14 protein-coding genes and 1 pseudogene are annotated in these 15,102 nt (G+C 69.3%); 6 read left to right on the top strand and 9 right to left on the bottom strand.

Annotation, left to right across the window (positions count from 1 at the left end):
• The 4 genes and pseudogenes from HMPREF0591_RS22570 to HMPREF0591_RS22555 form a co-directional block, all read right to left on the bottom strand.
• Nucleotides 1-986, bottom strand: a 986-nt coding sequence (locus tag HMPREF0591_RS22570; RefSeq protein ID WP_007170994.1) for a PPE family protein, incomplete at its 3' end; no start/stop codon positions are given.
• A gap of 42 nt (nt 987-1,028) precedes the next feature.
• Nucleotides 1,029-1,834 (bottom strand): annotated as a pseudogene (locus tag HMPREF0591_RS34475) (PPE family protein, SVP subgroup).
• A gap of 107 nt (nt 1,835-1,941) precedes the next feature.
• Nucleotides 1,942-2,268 carry a ferredoxin gene (gene fdxA / locus HMPREF0591_RS22560; RefSeq protein WP_007170991.1) on the bottom strand — a complete coding sequence of 109 codons (327 nt, stop codon included), beginning with the start codon at nt 2,266-2,268 and terminating at the stop codon, nt 1,942-1,944.
• Entirely contained in the window at nt 2,265-3,647 is a 1,383-nt protein-coding gene (locus tag HMPREF0591_RS22555; RefSeq protein WP_040623644.1) for an FAD-dependent oxidoreductase, read from the bottom strand. Before HMPREF0591_RS22555 ends, fdxA begins: the two co-directional genes overlap by 4 nt.
• A gap of 103 nt (nt 3,648-3,750) precedes the next feature.
• Between HMPREF0591_RS22555 and HMPREF0591_RS22550 the strand changes: the two genes are divergently transcribed.
• On the top strand, nt 3,751-4,695 hold the full coding sequence (locus HMPREF0591_RS22550) for a LysR family transcriptional regulator (RefSeq protein WP_007170989.1): 945 nt from the start codon (nt 3,751-3,753) through the stop codon (nt 4,693-4,695).
• Here HMPREF0591_RS22550 and HMPREF0591_RS22545 read toward each other — a convergent pair.
• Genes HMPREF0591_RS22545 through HMPREF0591_RS22535 form a run of 3 tightly spaced genes read right to left on the bottom strand, consistent with a single transcriptional unit; the run spans nt 4,692 to nt 7,826 of the window.
• Nucleotides 4,692-5,408, bottom strand: coding sequence for a sirohydrochlorin chelatase (locus tag HMPREF0591_RS22545; RefSeq protein ID WP_040623643.1), 717 nt, complete (start codon nt 5,406-5,408; stop codon nt 4,692-4,694). The two genes, HMPREF0591_RS22550 and HMPREF0591_RS22545, sit on opposite strands and share 4 nt — an antisense overlap.
• Nucleotides 5,405-6,142, bottom strand: a complete 738-nt coding sequence (locus HMPREF0591_RS22540) for a phosphoadenylyl-sulfate reductase (RefSeq protein WP_007170987.1) — start codon at nt 6,140-6,142, stop codon at nt 5,405-5,407. The genes HMPREF0591_RS22545 and HMPREF0591_RS22540 overlap by 4 nt, the downstream gene beginning before the upstream one ends.
• 16 nt (nt 6,143-6,158) lie before the next feature.
• Complete coding sequence (locus HMPREF0591_RS22535; protein ID WP_007170986.1) at nt 6,159-7,826, bottom strand: nitrite/sulfite reductase; 1,668 nt, start codon at nt 7,824-7,826, stop codon at nt 6,159-6,161.
• A 483-nt stretch (nt 7,827-8,309) separates the two neighbouring features.
• Here HMPREF0591_RS22535 and trxB point away from each other — a divergent pair, with 483 nt between their 5' ends.
• The 3 genes from trxB (at nt 8,310) to HMPREF0591_RS22520 (ending at nt 10,551) form a co-directional block, all read left to right on the top strand.
• Complete coding sequence (gene trxB, locus HMPREF0591_RS22530; RefSeq protein WP_007170985.1) at nt 8,310-9,302, top strand: thioredoxin-disulfide reductase; 993 nt, start codon at nt 8,310-8,312, stop codon at nt 9,300-9,302.
• A 22-nt stretch (nt 9,303-9,324) separates the two neighbouring features.
• Nucleotides 9,325-9,642, top strand: coding sequence for a maleylpyruvate isomerase family mycothiol-dependent enzyme (locus HMPREF0591_RS22525; RefSeq protein ID WP_007170984.1), 318 nt, complete (start codon nt 9,325-9,327; stop codon nt 9,640-9,642).
• Between the two features lie 93 nt (nt 9,643-9,735).
• The gene (locus tag HMPREF0591_RS22520) at nt 9,736-10,551 is read left to right on the top strand and encodes a lysophospholipid acyltransferase family protein (RefSeq protein WP_007170983.1); all 816 of its coding nucleotides are present in this window, start codon (nt 9,736-9,738) and stop codon (nt 10,549-10,551) included.
• Here HMPREF0591_RS22520 and HMPREF0591_RS22515 read toward each other — a convergent pair.
• The gene (locus HMPREF0591_RS22515; protein WP_007170982.1) at nt 10,548-11,927 is read right to left on the bottom strand and encodes an FAD-binding oxidoreductase; all 1,380 of its coding nucleotides are present in this window, start codon (nt 11,925-11,927) and stop codon (nt 10,548-10,550) included. The two genes, HMPREF0591_RS22520 and HMPREF0591_RS22515, sit on opposite strands and share 4 nt — an antisense overlap.
• 6 nt (nt 11,928-11,933) lie before the next feature.
• A complete protein-coding gene (locus HMPREF0591_RS22510; protein ID WP_007170981.1) occupies nt 11,934-12,584 on the bottom strand; it encodes a polysaccharide deacetylase family protein in 651 nt (216 codons plus the stop codon).
• Between the two features lie 79 nt (nt 12,585-12,663).
• Between HMPREF0591_RS22510 and HMPREF0591_RS22505 the strand changes: the two genes are divergently transcribed.
• Both HMPREF0591_RS22505 and HMPREF0591_RS22500 read left to right on the top strand, forming a co-directional pair.
• Nucleotides 12,664-13,287 carry a TetR/AcrR family transcriptional regulator gene (locus HMPREF0591_RS22505; RefSeq protein WP_007170980.1) on the top strand — a complete coding sequence of 208 codons (624 nt, stop codon included), beginning with the start codon at nt 12,664-12,666 and terminating at the stop codon, nt 13,285-13,287.
• On the top strand, nt 13,284-15,098 hold the full coding sequence (locus HMPREF0591_RS22500) for an alpha/beta fold hydrolase (RefSeq protein WP_007170979.1): 1,815 nt from the start codon (nt 13,284-13,286) through the stop codon (nt 15,096-15,098). Before HMPREF0591_RS22505 ends, HMPREF0591_RS22500 begins: the two co-directional genes overlap by 4 nt.
• Nucleotides 15,099-15,102: the final 4 nt, after the last annotated feature.

The raw sequence follows: 15,102 nt of genomic DNA, 5'->3' as shown, positions 1-15,102 counted from the left end.
GCCGTCGCCGAAGCGGCGGGGTCGACCGCCGGGGTGGCCGCCGACCAGGCGGCCGGAACCGAGAGGCGACCCACCGTGGACGCCTGACCCGCGCCGGCCAGCACGGTCGCCTGGCTCGCCCCCGTCGATCCGGCCTGCGCCACCGACCCCGCGAGCGTGGGGCCGACGAAGGGGCCGGCGGTGCCGAGGAAGAGCGACGGCACGCCGTTGACGGTGTGGCCCAGCAACACCGCGGTCGGGATGGTTTCCATGGAAAACCAAGCCGCGGTGTTCACCACCCCGTTGATGCTGTTCGACACCAGCGGGATGCTGAAGAAGTCGCCACCGGCCGCCTGCAGCGGGGCCGCGAGCTGCGCCGCCGCGTTGGGTGCGGCGGTGATGGTGCGCATCAGCCCTGCCTGCGTGTTGGTGGCGGCGTTGGCCCCGGCGACCGCGGCGGCCTGGCCGGCCAGCCCGCCGGGGTTGGTCAGCGATGCCGGCGGCGTCATCGGGGTCATCTTTCCGGCGACCGCCGACGAGGCGGCGTAGCCGTACATCGCGGCCGCGTCCTGCGCCCACATCTCGCCGTAGTGCGCCTCGGTCTCCATGATCGCCGGTGTGTTGACGCCGAGGAAGTTGGTCGCGACCAGCGCTGCCAGCTGCGCCCGGTTGGCGGCGACCACCGGTGGGGGAACCGTCATCGCGTATGCCGCTTCGAAGGCCGCTGCCGAGGCGGTGGCCTGCGCGGCGGCGTGCTGGGCCTGCGCGGCGGTGGTGTTGAGCCACGTGATGAAGGGCTGGGCCGCGGCGGCCGCCGACGCCGACGCGGGACCCATCCACTGTTCGCCGGTGAGTTCCGCGACCACCGACTCGTAGCCCGCCGCGGTGGTGTTCAGCTCGGCGGCCAGGGTGTTCCAGGCGGCCGCGGCGGCCATCATCGGGCCCGCGCCGGCGCCCGCGTACATGCGTGCCGAATTGACTTCTGGGGGTAGTGCGCCGAAATCCATGTCCTGCAGTCCTTTCCGCTCAATCCTAAGAAATTTCCGGCGTCAGACGACGGCCGGGCGGGCCATCACGGTGGGCTTCACGCCGTAGCGCGGCGCGCCGAGCCCGCCGCCCTTTCCGGCGGTCGCCACCGCGGGCAGGCCGGCCGGCACGCCGGTCACGGTCGGGCCCTGGGGCGCGGGGGTCGTCCAGCCGGCCAACGTCGGCGCCGGGGTAGGCGCGGCCGCCGCACCGGCCCCCGCCGCCCAGCTGGGGGGCACCGAGAGGCGGCCGATCAGGGCCGCCTGCCCGGGACCCGACACCATCGGGGCCGCGGCGGGGCCGCCGCGCCCGCGACGGGCTGCACCGAGTCCGTCAGGGTGGTGCCGGCCAGGGCGGCCGACGGCGGGCCCGTCATCGCGTCGGGCCTGATGAGCAGGCCGCCGCCCGCCATGGCGAGCAGGTCCGACGTCGCCGAGCCGAAGTTGCCGGCCCCGACGTCGGCGATGTTGGCCAGGCCGCTGCCCGGCACCGCCGCCTGCTGGGGCGCGGCGGCGGGGGCCGCGTAGGGCAGCGCCGTGGCGGCGGTATTGGCGGTCTCGGTGGCCTGGTAGGAGCCCGCGCTGGTGTTGAGCGTGCGCACGAATTGTTGGTGCACGTTCGCGGCCTGGGCGTTGACCGACTGGTACAGCTCGCCGTAGGCGGTGAACAGCGCCGCCTGCAAGGCCGAGATCTCGTCGGCGGCCGCGGGAGCTATCGCCGTGGTCGGGGGCGCCGCCGCCGCGCTTTCGGCGGCCAGCGCGGAGCCGAGGGTCTCGAGCTTGCCCGCGGCGTAGAGCAACGCCTCGGGTTGGGTGGTGACAAAAGACATCGGTGTCTCCTCGTGGAATTGGTCGGGCTCTAGGGGAGTGCCCGGACTCACGGCGGCTAAAGCCGCCAATTCCACTGGACGCCGATGCAGCGCGCGCCGAAAGGGCCTTAAGTCGCCTCGGCCCGGCTTTCCAGGGCCTTCACCGCGGCGGGGTCGTTTTCGGTCAGCCCGACCTTCGACGCGCCGCCGGGGGAGCCCAGCTCGGCGAAGAAGTCCGCGTTGAACTGCGTGTACTGGCTGTATTCGGCCGGCAGGTCATCTTCGTAGTAGATGGACTCGACGGGGCACACAGGCTCGCAGGCGCCGCAGTCGACGCACTCGTCGGGGTGGATGTAGAGCATCCGTTCGCCCTCGTAGATGCAGTCGACGGGGCATTCCTCGATGCACGCCTTGTCCTTGATGTCGACGCAGGGTTCGGCGATGACGTAGGTCATGAAAGTTGTCCTTCCATTTGGCTGTGGGCGATCCGCAGTAGCTCTGTCAGGCTGGCGACTTTGGCGCGGGGGCGTCCGTGCGGTTCACCGGCTTCTCTTTCGAAACGGTCGATGGCTTGCCAGTGCGCGGCGGTGATCAGGTGGGGCTGCCGCGACGTCAGCCACTGTGCGAGTTCGTCAGCATAATCGCTGCCGCGCACCGACTCCTGGCCGGCGAGGTCGCTGAGGACGGTGTCCACGGTTTCCTGGGAGCACTTCTTGTTGGTGCCGATGACCCCGGAGGGGCCGCGCTTGATCCAGCCGGCCACGTATTCGTTGCGGCTCCCCTCGATCCGACCGGCGGTGTGGGGAATGGTGCCGGACTTGTCGTCGAACGCCAACCCCGGGATGGCCACCCCGCGATAGCCGACCGAGCGGACCACCAACTGGACGGGCAATTCCTCGCGTGCGCCGGTGTCTTTGGCCACCATCCGGCCGGTGGGGTCGGTGACCAACTCGTTGCGGCCGAGCACGATGCTTTCGACCTTGTCGCCACCCTTGATCTCGATCGGAGAGGTGAAGAACCGCAACACGATTCGCCGGTTGTCGGGATTGTGGGGGCGGCCGGCGTAGTCGCGCAGGATCTTGATGTTGTTCTTGGTGATCTTGCCCGCGGCGGCCGCGTCCTCATCGCTGATGTTTTCCAGGTCGGCCGGGTCGACCACGACGTCGACCCCGTCGAGCTCGCCGAGCTCGCGCAACTCGACGGTCGTGAACGCGGCTTCCAGCGGGCCGCGACGACCCGCGAGGAGCACTTCCCTGACGCCGCAGGGCCGCAACGTTTCCAGCGCGTGGTCGGCGATGTCGGTCTGGGCGAGCACGTCGGGATCGGTCACCAGCATGCGGGCGACGTCGACGGCCACGTTGCCGTTGCCCACCACGACCGCACGGGCACACGAAAGGTCGGGAGCCATTTCGTGGAAGTGCGGGTGTGCGTTGTACCACCCGACGAAGTCCACCGCGGCGACGCTGCCGGGTAGATCTTCGCCGGGGATATTCAGGGGGCGGTCGGACTGGGCGCCGACCGCGTAGATCACCGCGTCATAGCGCTCGGCGAGTTCGGTGGCCGAGACTTGCTCGCCCACCTTGATGTTGCCGAAGAAGCGGAAGCGGGGGTCCTCGGCGGTCTTCTCGAACTGCTGGCTGACCGATTTGATCTTCGGGTGATCGGGCGCCACGCCCGAGCGCACCAGCCCCCAAGGGGTGGGCAGCATCTCGAGCATGTCGACCGCGACGCCGAACTCGCCGGCGTCGGCGGCCTTCAGCAGTGACGCGGCCGCGAAGAATCCCGAGGGGCCGGAACCCACGATCGCGACGTGGTATTGGGCTGTGCGGGTCATGTCTCCCATGGTGCTCGGGCGACCGCAAGGCGAGTAGAGGTTCCCCTGTTGTGGAGTCACAAGCTATGGTTGTGTCACGCCTACCGATTGTGACTGACCACCCATGCCCCTCAGCCCCCGCATGCCCGAACTCGCCTCGTTCGAGGCGTTTTTGGCGATCGCCGAGACGGGCAGCCTCGGGCGCGCCGCCCGCGAGCTCGGCATCACCCAGCAGGCCGTGTCGCGGCGACTCGCCGCGATGGAGGCCCAGGTCGGCGTCACGCTGGCCGTGCGGACAACGCGCGGTTCGGAATTGACGCCCGCGGGGCTGATCGTGGCGGAGTGGGCCGGCCGCCTGCTCGAGGTCGCCACCGAGATCGACGCGGGGCTCGGCGGTTTGCGCAAGGAGGGCCGCGAACGCATCAGGGTGGCTGCCAGCCAGACGATTTCCGAACAGCTGATGCCGCACTGGTTGCTGTCCCTGCAGACCGAGGCGGCGCGGCGCGGGGGCGCCGCACCGCACGTGACCCTGACCGCCACCAACAGCGAGCAGGCCATCGCCGCGGTGCGCGAGGGCGCCGTCGACCTGGGCTTCGTCGAAAACCCCGGCCAGCCCAAGGGATTGGGCAGCTGCGTGGTGGGCCACGACGAGTTGGTCATCGTGGTGCCGCCGGGGCACAAGTGGGCCCGGCGCGGGCGGGTGGTGACGGCCCGGGAGCTGGCCGAAACACCCCTGGTGGCGCGCGAACCCCATTCGGGCATCCGCGATTCGCTGACGGTGGCGCTGCGCCGGGTGCTGGGCGAGGACATGCAGCAGGCGCCGCCCGTGCTGGAGTTGACGTCGGCGGCGGCGATGCGCGCCGCCGTGCTGGCCGGCGCGGGGCCGGCGGCGATGAGCCGCCTGGCGGTGGCCGACGACCTGGCCGTCGGGCGGCTGCAGGCGGTCAGCGTCCGAGAAGTGGACCTGCGGCGCAAGTTTCGCGCCATCTGGGTCGGCGGGCGCACACCGCCCGCGGGGGCGATCCGGGACATGCTGAGCCACATCAGCAGTCGCACATCGAAACGCTAGGCGGCGGCGTGGTCGGCGAGCGCCTCGTCGAAGCGGTCCAGGACGGTCTCGGCGACCAGACGATGCGCGCCCAGCGGGGGCGCCATCGCAATCCCGTTGTCCCGCGCATAGGTTGACACGCCGTCGGTGATGAGCCCCGGCGCCAGGAACCACGGTGCGATGACCAGCCGGCGCGCGCCGCGGGCGCGCAGCCGGGCGGCGGTGTCTTCGACCGACGCCTCGGGCCGGGTGGCGAACGCCATCGCGGTGCCGGCCCACCGGGTCCCGGCGGACAGGCGGGCGGCGACCCGGGCGGTGCGCGCGTTGGCGTCGGTGTTCGACGACCCGATCGCGACCACCATCACCCCGACCTCGTCGTCGAGCGGGGAGACCCCGACCTCACCGAGCCGGTCACGCAGGACGGCCAGCAGCCGGTCGTCTTCGCCCAGGACGTCGGCCTGCCGGATGCCGTAGGCCCCGGCGCGCGCGATCTGGCCGGGGATGTCGCGGCGGGCGTGGTAGGCGCTGGCCAGCAGCAGCGGGGTGACCACCGCGTCGCGCTTGTCCGGCAGCCCGGACAGCACGTCGGCGAAGTTGGGCGCGCTGAGCTCCAGGAACGCCAGGCGCACGTCGAGGCCGGGCCGCATCCCGCGCAGCCGCTCGGCGACGGCCCGGGCGTTGGCGCCCGAGCGCGGATCGCGGCTGCCGTGCGCGGTGAGGACGAGGGTGCTCATGAGGCGTGCAGCCCGCATTCGGTCTTGTTGCGGCCCGCCCAGCGGCCGCTGCGCGGGTCCTCGCCGGGGGCGGGCTTCCGCGTGCACGGCGCGCAGCCGATGGACGGGTAGCCCTCCTCGACGAGCGGGTTGATCAGCACGCCGTTCTTGTCGATGTAGTCCTGCTCGTCCTCGTCGGTCCACGCGGCGATCGGGTTGACCTTCACCAGCCCGAACGACTCGTCGAAGCTGATCAGCGGGGCGTCGGCGCGGGTCGGCGACTCCACCCGGCGCAGCCCGGTGACCCAGGCCGCGTAGCCGTTGAGCGCCTTCTTCAAGGGGACGACCTTACGCAGGCGGCAGCACTCGTTGGGCTCGCGGGCGAACAGGTCCTTGCCCAGCAGCGCGTCCTGCTCCTCCACCGTGTGCTCCGGCTTGACGTTGAGCAGGTGGATGTCGTAGACGGATTCGACCGCGTCGCGGGTGCCGAGGGTTTCGGCAAAGTGGTAGCCGGTGTCCAGGAACAGCACCGGCACGCCGGGCCGGATGTTGGACGCCAGCGACACCGTCACCGCGTCCTGCATGTTGCAGGCCACCACCCATTTGCAGTTGGCCCACCCGCGGGGCGCGTCGGCGCCGCCGAATTGTTCGTCGGTCCAGCGCAGGATCTCGTCGGCGCTGGCGCCCTCGAGTTCGGCCGCGCCGCGCTGCGCGATCTGACGCAATTGCTCGCTGGTGAAGTTCATCGCCACCATGAGTGGTCCTCAGCTCCTAACGCAGGTCGGCTTCGTCGGCGCGCAGCGCCCAGTTGGCGAAACGCTCGCCGCTCTCGCGTTGTTCCAAGAACTTTCGCGTGACCCGGTCGATGTAGTCGCCCAGCTCGGCGCTGGTGACCTTGTGCTGGCGCAGCTTTCGACCGAAGCCGCTCTCCTCGCCGAGGCCGCCACCCAGGTGGACCTGGAAGCCCTCCACCGACGTCCCGTCGCCGTTGTCGATCCACTGGCCCTTGAACCCGATGTCGGCCACCTGGATTCGGGCACACGAGTTCGGGCAACCGTTCAGGTGCACGCTGATCGGCACGTCGAGGTCGTCGTTGACGTCGGCCAGTCGCTCTTCCAGCTCGGGAACCAAACTCTGTGCGCGAACCCGGGTTTCGGCGAACGACAGCTTGCAGAACTCGATGCCGGTGCACCCCATCGTGCTCTTGCGCCAGTTCGACGGGTTCGACGGCAGGCCCAGCTTGTCCAGCTCGGTGACCAGGTAATCGACCTTGTCGTCGGGCACGTCGAGGATGATCAGCTTCTGGAAGGGGCTGAACCGGGCCCGGTCGGAGCCGACCTGCTCCATCAGGTCGGCCACCGCCTGCAGGGTGGTGCCCGAGACGCGGCCGGCGATCGCGGCGACGCCGACGGCGTTCAGGCCGTTCTTGATCTTCTGCACGCCCACGTGGTCGATCGGGTGCTTGGCCGGTTCGGGCGCCGGGCCGTCGATCATCTTGCGGCCGAGGTACTCGTTCTCCATGACCTCGCGGAACTTCTGCACGCCCCAGTCCTTGACCAGGAACTTGATCCGGGCCTTGGCGCGCATCCGCCGGTAGCCGTAGTCGCGGAACACCTTGGTGACCGCTTCCCACACGTCGGGCACCTCGTCCAGCGGCACCCAGACGCCGACCCGCTGCGCCATCATCGGGTTGGTCGACAGGCCGCCGCCCACCCACAGGTCCATGCCGGGCCCGTGCTCGGGGTGGTTGACGCCGACGAACGCGACATCGTGGGTCTCGTGGGAGACGTCCTGCAGCCCCGAGATCGCGGTCTTGTACTTGCGCGGCAGGTTGGCGTAGTCGGGGTTGTTCATGAACCGGCGGATGATCTCGTCGATCGCCGGGGAGGGGTCGAGCACCTCGTCGACGGAGTCGCCGGCCAGCGGGCTGCCGTGGATGCCGCGGGGGCAGTCGCCGCAGGCTTCGATGCTGGTCAGGCCGACAGTGTCCAGCCGGCGCCACACCTCGGGGATGTCCTCGATCTTGAGCCAGTGGAACTGGACGTTCTCCCGGTCGCCGATGTCGGCGGTGTCACGGGCGAACTCGGAGGAAACCTGGCCCAGGACGCGGACCGTCTGCGCCGACATCGGCTTGCCGTCGGACCGCACCCGCATCATGAAGTACTTCGCTTCGAGCTTGTCGATGTTCTCGTCGCCGGTCCAGCTGCCGTCGTAGCCCTCCTCGCGCTGGGTGTAGAGGCCCATCCACTTGAACCGCATACGCAGATCGGACTTCTCGATGCTCTCGAAGCCTTCTTTGGCGTACTTGTTGATGATTCGGTCGCGCACGTTCAGCGGGCCGTCATCGTGCTTGATCTGTTCGGTGTCGTTGAGCGGTTCGCGATTGCCCAGCGCCCACTGGCCCTCGTTGCGGGTCTTGGCGGGAGGTGCTGTGGTCATATGGTGTTCTCCTTCGCGAACAAAGCTGGCCTGCTGTGCCGGCTGGCGGCCGAGGCTCGACGTCGGCGGCCGGCGCGCTTTTGGGCTGGGCTGCTGGACCGCTGGTGTCGACGGTGAAGTTGTTCCGGTTTCCCGTGGGTGCAACGTCGGACCCACGGGCCACGATTTCATGGTGCATTGCCCCCGGCGACAGTAGTAGAGGTGCAGAGGTTGTGAGCACACAACCGTTGGTTGTGTGCTCCGCTTCACGTTTTAAATGCCTTACCCGCCATTGAGATTCCCGCTTTGCCAAGATTGGTAATCTCGGGTTGTTTAGCAAACTTAGTCGCCATCGATTATGAGACGCGTTGTGCGCCAGCATTTCTCGCGGTGCCGCGCGCTAAATTCCATGGCTTCTAACGGGGATCGCGCCGCCGTTCACATGAGACTTTCAGCAAAGAGCGGTTAGGGTGGGCCCGAGTCGACACTGGCTGAAAGGTTGTTATGACTGTGCACGACGTGATCGTCATTGGTTCGGGTCCTGCCGGGTATACCGCGGCGTTGTATGCGGCGCGGGCGCAGTTGGCGCCGGTGGTGTTCGAGGGGACGTCGTTTGGTGGGGCGTTGATGACCACGACCGAGGTGGAGAATTTCCCCGGTTTTCGTGAGGGCATCACCGGCCCGGAGTTGATGGATCAGATGCGTGAGCAGGCGCTGCGGTTCGGGGCCGATTTGCGGATGGAAGACGTGGAGTCGGTGTCGCTGCAGGGGCCGGTGAAGTCGGTGACCACGGCCGAGGGCCGGACCGTGCGGGCGCGGGCGGTGATCTTGGCCATGGGTGCGGCGGCGCGCTATCTGGGGGTGCCCGGGGAGCAGGAGTTGCTGGGGCGCGGGGTGAGCTCGTGTGCCACCTGTGACGGGTTCTTCTTTCGGGATCAGGACATCGCGGTGATCGGTGGTGGGGACTCGGCGATGGAGGAGGCCACGTTTTTGACCCGGTTTGCGCGCAGCGTGACCCTGGTGCATCGCCGCGAGGAGTTCCGGGCCTCGCGCATCATGCTCGAGCGGGCCCGGGCCAATGACAAGATCACCATCGTGACCAACAAGGCGGTGCTGGGGGTGGAGGGTTCGGAGACCGTCAACGGGTTGCGGGTGCGTGACACCGTGACCGGGCAGGAATCCACCCTGGCGGTCACGGGGGTGTTCGTGGCGATCGGTCACGACCCGCGCTCGGAGCTGGTGCGTGAGGTCCTCGACACCGATCCCGACGGGTATGTGCTGGTGCAGGGCCGCACCACGGCCACCTCGATCGAGGGGGTGTTCGCCGCCGGGGACCTGGTCGACCGCACCTACCGCCAGGCCATCACCGCCGCCGGCAGCGGCTGCTCGGCAGCCATCGACGCCGAACGCTGGCTGGCCGAACACGCCGAATCCAGCACCCCCGCCCACAGCGACGCCACCGAGATCCCCGGCGAGGATTCCGACTCCGCCGCTTAGGCTTTGGGGTTAGCCTGGACGGATGTCCCGGCCGCCGCTGGACACGCGGGAGCGGCTTGCGCTCTGCGGTCTCTTCGACGAGCTCGGGCCCTCGGCGCCGACCCTGCTCGGCGGCTGGACGACGCACGACCTCGCCGCCCACCTGGTGTCGCGCGAACGCGACCCGTTGGCCGGACCGTGCATCGTGCTGCCCGGCTCCTTCCGACGGTTCGCCGAGCGGCGCCGGGTGGAGTTGGCCCGCGGCAACGACTTTGCGCGCCTCGTCGTGCGGATCCGCTCCGGTCCGCCCGCCGGGTTGTTCCGCATCGGCTGGGTGCGTGGCACCCACTTCGGGATGTGAGTCGGCCGGCGCCAATCCGAGCCTCAAAACCGGCGTCGCGCCCGATCCGGCGGGCGTAGCATCAGCTCACGCTCAACGGTGAGCGAGGAACGCATGAGCCACACCCACACCGACTCGACCGACGTCGACAAATGGGACCGCGGTCTGACCGAGCACGTCATCGCGCTGACCCGCCCGATCGTCAAGCACTACTTCCGCTCCGAGGTGCGCGGCCTGGACAACATTCCGCCGGGACCGTCGCTGGTGGTGGGGAATCATTCCGGCGGCCTCACGACGTTCGACCTGTCGGTGTTCGCCGTCGACTATTACGACGCGTACGGCTACGACCGCCCGCTGTATGCCCTGGGCTTCGACACCATCTTCGCCGGGCCCGCCGGCGACTTCTTCCGGCGCACGGGAGTGATCCGGGCGACGCGCGCGAACGCCGCCAAGGCCCTGGGCGCCGGCGGCGTCGTGCTGGTCTACCCGGGCGGCGACTTCGACGTCTACCGGTCGACGCTGCGGGAGAACACCATCGACTTCGACGGGCGAACCGGCTACGTCACCACGGCTTTGGAGGCCGGCGTGCCCGTCGTTCCGGCCGTCTCCATCGGCGGGCAGGAAACCCAGTTGTTCCTGAGCCGCGGGCGGTGGCTGGCGCGTGCGCTCGGGCTGAGCAAGCTGGAGCGCAAGCTCTTCCGCACCGACATCATGCCGATCTCCATCGGCTTCCCGTTCGGGCTCAGCGTCGTCGCGCCGGTGAACATGCCGCTGCCCACCAAGATCGTCACCGAGGTGTTGCCGCCCATCGACATCGCCAAGCTCGCCGACGCCCACGACGTCAAGCGGATCGACGCGCACGTGCGCTGGGTGATGCGCAAGGGGCTCAAAGACCTTGCCGCCCAACGCCGCTTCCCGGTGATCGGTTAGGCTCCCGCGAAGAGGACGTCGGGGTTGAGGATGCCCGCGGGGTCGAAGCTGCGTTTGATGCGGCGCATCAGGTCGACCTTGACCGGGTCTTCCAGCTCGAGGTAGTACGGGGTCTTGGCGCGGCCCAGGCCGTGTTCGCCGGAGATGGCGCCGCCCAATTCCATTGCCAGCGCGAAGATGTCGGTCATCAACTTCTTGCGGGTGTCGGGGTCCTGGCAGAAGATGGCCAGGTGCACGTTGCCGTCGCCGGCGTGCCCGCAGCCCGCCGCCGCGCCGCCCGCGGCCGCCGCCAGGCCGCGCGCGGCGGACAGGAACTTGGGCATCGCGCCGCGCGGCACCACGGTGTCGATCAGGTCGTCGGCGCCGACGGCCTTGAGCGTCCAGAACGCCTTCTCGCGCGCCTCGATCAGCTTGCGCGCCGAGCCGCCTTCCAGCACATAGGCGTCCACGGCACCCAGCTCGGCCAGCAGCTCGCCGGCCTTCTCAACGTCCTCGTCGAGCCGCGCGGCAGTCCGGTTCTCCAGCGCCACAACCAGATACGCGTCACAGCTGTCGCGCACATTGTCGGGGACGCCCAGCTCCAGGTTCTGGGTGTGCACGAGCGCGGCCATCGTCACGTTGTCGATGTACTCCAGGATGTAAGGGGCCAGGCCGCTTCCCACGATCTTCGGGACCGCCGCCATGACCTGGTCGAAGTCGGCGAACGGGGCGAGCACCGCGGCGTTGTGGTCGAGCCGCGGGTGCAGCTTGACGGTCACCTCGGTGGCCAGGGCCAGGGTGCCCTCGGAGCCGACGATGAGCTGGGTGAGGTCGTAGCCGGTGGAGATCTTGGCGATCTTGCCGCCGGTGCGGATGAGTTCGCCGGTCGGCAGCGCCGCCTGCAGCCCGAGCACGTTCTGGCGGGCGATGCCGTACTTGACCGCGTTCATGCCGCCGGCGTTGGTGCCGACGTTGCCGCCGACGCTCGACGACAGCTCGCCCGGGTGGACCATGTAGCGCAGGCCGGTGTCGGCGGTCGCGGCGTCCAGTTCGGTGAGCGTGACCCCGGGCTGGACGACGGCGACCTGGTTGGTGGTGTCGACCTCGAGGACGGCGTTCATGCGCTCGAAGGAGATCAGCAGCCCGTCGGACCGTGGGATGGCCGCGCCCGACAGGCCGGTTCCGGACCCGCGGGCGGTCACCGGCACGTTGTTATCCGAGGCGGCCTTCAGCAGCTGCGAAACCGCTTCCGCGCTAGTCGGTTTGGCGACGTAGGCGGGCCGTTGCGGCGGCTTGGTCAACACCTCGTCGTGCCAGTAGTCCTCGGGGATGGCGTCCCCGGTCAGCAGGTTGTGCCGGCCGACGATCTCGGCGAACCGCGCCGTCATGTCGCTCATGGGGATTCACCCTATCCCCGAGACGAGGTGATCGACGGGCGCTCGCAGCGCGCCGCGGACGATCGGCACGCAGTCGTCGGGGAGGTCGGTGGTGACCTCGACACCGGCGGCGTCGAGCTCGTCGAGAAACCGCGGGAGCCGGTCCATCGCGCCGGTGGGTAGGTCGTGCAGGACGACGACGGTGTGCCGGTGGTCGCGGGTGTCGGCGAGCGCCCGGTCGACCCATCCGTGGGGGTCGGCCCAGTCGCGCGGGACGCTGTTCCACAGGACGCAGGTGTACTTCTCGGCGACGAGGTGGTCGATCGCCGCCCGGTTCAGGCAGCGCCGGTCGAGCGCCCCCTCCGTGCCCCACGGCCGGAAGTAGCGGTCGGGGTCGCCGAGTGCGTCCAAAAGCTCTTGTGTGCCGGCTATCTCCCGAACGGTCTCGGCCGCGGAGAGCTCGCCGAGCGGCCGGCCATGGCGGAACGAGTGATTGCCGATCCGGTGCCCGTCGCGCGCGGTCCGCTCCAGCAGCCGGCGCCCCGGCGGGGACGAGACGTTCTCCCCGACGACGAAGAAGATCGCGGCCACCCCGCGCCGGGCGAGGGTGTCGAGTACCTGATCCGTGACCCCGGGGGTGGGGCCATTGTCGAAGGTCAGCGTGATTTTCCGTCGCATCACCCGCTAGCCTACCTTGCCTGACTGATCGGTCAGACAGTATGGTGGCCGGAAGCGGATTCGACGAGACGAGGCGACCTTGACCGCGGCAGTGTCCAAGCCCGAGCAGCCCACCGGCGACGCGCGGCGGCGCATCCTGCAGACGACCATCCAGTGCTTCTGCGCGTACGGCTACGAAAAGTCCTCCATGAAGCTGATCTCGACGAAGGCCGGCGTCTCGCAGACGCTGCTGCACTACCACTTCGAGACCAAGGAAAAGCTGTTCCAGGCGGCGATCGACGACATGGCCAAGCGCATGTTCGCCGCGGCGTCGGGCCAACTGCCGCACGGGGTGTCGGTGCGCGAGGGCCTGACCGAGGCGGCCGGCCTGATGTACGCGCTGTTCATCGACAACATCGACGCGGTCATGTTCATGGTGGAGTTCGCCGCGGCGGCCAACCACAACGAGTTCCTGCGGATCGCGTACGGCGACTATCGCGACACCCAGCGCCGGCAGCTCGCCGGGGCGCTGCGCGGCATCGTCGGTGACGACGCGCCGCAGTCCCTGATCGACGAGTCGGTGCGGCTCTTCGAAACCGTGCTGCTGGGCATGTCCATGCAGCGCCCGTTCGTCTCCAACGCCTCGGGGTTCCGTCGCGACTTCGACGCGTTCGCCCGCATCCTCGCCGACCGCATCACCGAAGGATTGGAACCCAGGCGATGACCCGCAACCTCACCGATCAGCCGATGGTCGAAGACGCCGTGACCGGATCCGGGGGCAGGCGAATCTTCGTGCGCCGCTACGACAACCCCACCGCCGACTACGTCCTGGTGCTGGTGCACGGCACCGCCGGCAACAGCGAGAGTTACGACGCGTTCGCCGAACACATGCGCCGCACCTACCGGGCGGCCGTCTATGCGTTCGACCTGACCGGGCATGGCCGCACCGAAGGCGAGCCGGGCGTGTTCCGCTTCGAGGACTTCCTCGAAGACACCCGGGCGGTCACCGATTACGCGGCGCGGCGCACGTCGCTGCCGGTCGTCCTGCACGGCGCGAGCCAGGGCGGGGAGGTGGCGTTTCACGCCCTGGACGCGTGCCCGGCCGTGACGGCGGGCGTGTGCATGAACATCCTGCTGAACCACGAGGTGCCGATGAGCCCGGCGATCCGGCTGTTCCGGTCGCGCCCGGCGACGTGGGCGGCCAAGGCGATCGGGGATCGGCTGCGGGTCCCGCTGCGCCGGGTCATCGACTTCGAGGCCGCCTACCAGGAGGACCCCGGGCTGCTGGACACCAAGAAGAAGGACCCCTTCTACGTCTGGCGCTATGGGCTCGAGAGCTACCACTCGGTGTTCAACTACGCGCCGCCAAAACCCGCCGCCGCCAACACCAAACCCGTCCTGGTCACCTGCGGGGAGCACGACGAGATCGTCGGCGCCGAGCACTGCCGGGCATGCTTCGAGCGGATCGGCGGAACCAAGGACTTCTTCGTGATGCCCGGCGGCGGGCACCAGCTGATGCTCTTCGACACGACCGTGTACAGCCGGGTGATCGACTCGTGGATCCGGGAACGCGTGCTCGGGCACGCCCCGTCGTGGGAGCCGCCGATCGGCCCCGAGGCGCGACGCTACTTCGAATTCCTCGAACGGGAACGGGCCAACGACGCGGCCGGCGAGCCCAAGTACCGCTATTCGATGATCGACCGCGCGGTGATGCGGATCAGCAACGGCACCATCGAGCGCGGGGTGCGGTACTTCTCCAACGCCGAGGTCAGCGAGCAGTGGCGGTTCACCGCCGATCTCGTCGGCGAGATCGACTACGCCGCTTGGGAGTTCCTGCGCGACTACCTGCCACCGGCGGATGGCGATCGACCGCGGATGGCCGTGGTCGGGTGCGGCGGCGGCGGGGCGATCGAAGGGCTGCTCGAACGCTACCCGGAGCTGGGCGACTGGGACGTCGTGGGCGTCGACGTCGACTACAAGTCGATCGACGCGGCCCGCGGGCGGTTCGCCGGCCGGGCCGGGGTGAGCTTCGTCGTCGGCGACGCGCGTGACCCGGAGGTGTTGGGGGAGAACCGATTCGACCTGGTGTACCTGCACGGGGTGCTCGACCACTGCACCGAGCACCGCCGCCTGATGGACAGCGTCTTTCGCGCGCTGAGGCCGGGCGGGCGGATGTTCTACGTCGCGCCGGACCGCAACGTCTGCACGTGGCTGTGCTTCGTGACGATCGGGCCGCTGTTCGTGTTCGGCCTGCACAAGCCGAACCACGACTTCCGGCGATTCCCCCGCCCCGCCGAATTGACCGCCCTGCTGACGCAGGCCGGCTTCGAGCAGCTGCCCCGGCGCGGGCGCCCGGGGGCCCCCGCCATGGTCGGGGTCGAATACAAGTCGGGGATGAACCCGTTTCCCGTCAAGAAGTCGGTGCGCCATCGCACCCTGGGCGAGGAGATTTTCGAGCACACCGAGCCCCGGTGGTGGCTGGGGAAGGGCTTCGTCGGCGAGTACGCGGGGGCGGTGCAAAAGCCGCGCGGGTGACGCA

Source organism: Mycobacterium parascrofulaceum ATCC BAA-614, assembly GCF_000164135.1.
In the GTDB taxonomy this organism is placed as follows: Bacteria; Actinomycetota; Actinomycetes; order Mycobacteriales; family Mycobacteriaceae; genus Mycobacterium; species Mycobacterium parascrofulaceum.
The sequence above is the reverse complement of the archived record's forward strand: the minus strand, read 5'-3'. Positions and strand labels throughout refer to the sequence as shown.

What these genes read in the sequence shown, in the direction of transcription:
- fdxA (WP_007170991.1), bottom strand. Translation starts at nt 2,268, where the DNA reads ATGACCTACGTCATCGCCGAACCCTGCGTCGACATCAAGGACAAGGCG.
- HMPREF0591_RS22555 (WP_040623644.1), bottom strand. Translation starts at nt 3,647, where the DNA reads ATGACCCGCACAGCCCAATACCACGTCGCGATCGTGGGTTCCGGCCCC.
- HMPREF0591_RS22550 (WP_007170989.1), top strand. Translation starts at nt 3,751, where the DNA reads ATGCCCCTCAGCCCCCGCATGCCCGAACTCGCCTCGTTCGAGGCGTTT.
- HMPREF0591_RS22545 (WP_040623643.1), bottom strand. Translation starts at nt 5,408, where the DNA reads ATGAGCACCCTCGTCCTCACCGCGCACGGCAGCCGCGATCCGCGCTCG.
- HMPREF0591_RS22540 (WP_007170987.1), bottom strand. Translation starts at nt 6,142, where the DNA reads ATGGTGGCGATGAACTTCACCAGCGAGCAATTGCGTCAGATCGCGCAG.
- HMPREF0591_RS22535 (WP_007170986.1), bottom strand. Translation starts at nt 7,826, where the DNA reads ATGACCACAGCACCTCCCGCCAAGACCCGCAACGAGGGCCAGTGGGCG.
- trxB (WP_007170985.1), top strand. Translation starts at nt 8,310, where the DNA reads ATGACTGTGCACGACGTGATCGTCATTGGTTCGGGTCCTGCCGGGTAT.
- HMPREF0591_RS22525 (WP_007170984.1), top strand. Translation starts at nt 9,325, where the DNA reads ATGTCCCGGCCGCCGCTGGACACGCGGGAGCGGCTTGCGCTCTGCGGT.
- HMPREF0591_RS22520 (WP_007170983.1), top strand. Translation starts at nt 9,736, where the DNA reads ATGAGCCACACCCACACCGACTCGACCGACGTCGACAAATGGGACCGC.
- HMPREF0591_RS22515 (WP_007170982.1), bottom strand. Translation starts at nt 11,927, where the DNA reads ATGAGCGACATGACGGCGCGGTTCGCCGAGATCGTCGGCCGGCACAAC.
- HMPREF0591_RS22510 (WP_007170981.1), bottom strand. Translation starts at nt 12,584, where the DNA reads ATGCGACGGAAAATCACGCTGACCTTCGACAATGGCCCCACCCCCGGG.
- HMPREF0591_RS22500 (WP_007170979.1), top strand. Translation starts at nt 13,284, where the DNA reads ATGACCCGCAACCTCACCGATCAGCCGATGGTCGAAGACGCCGTGACC.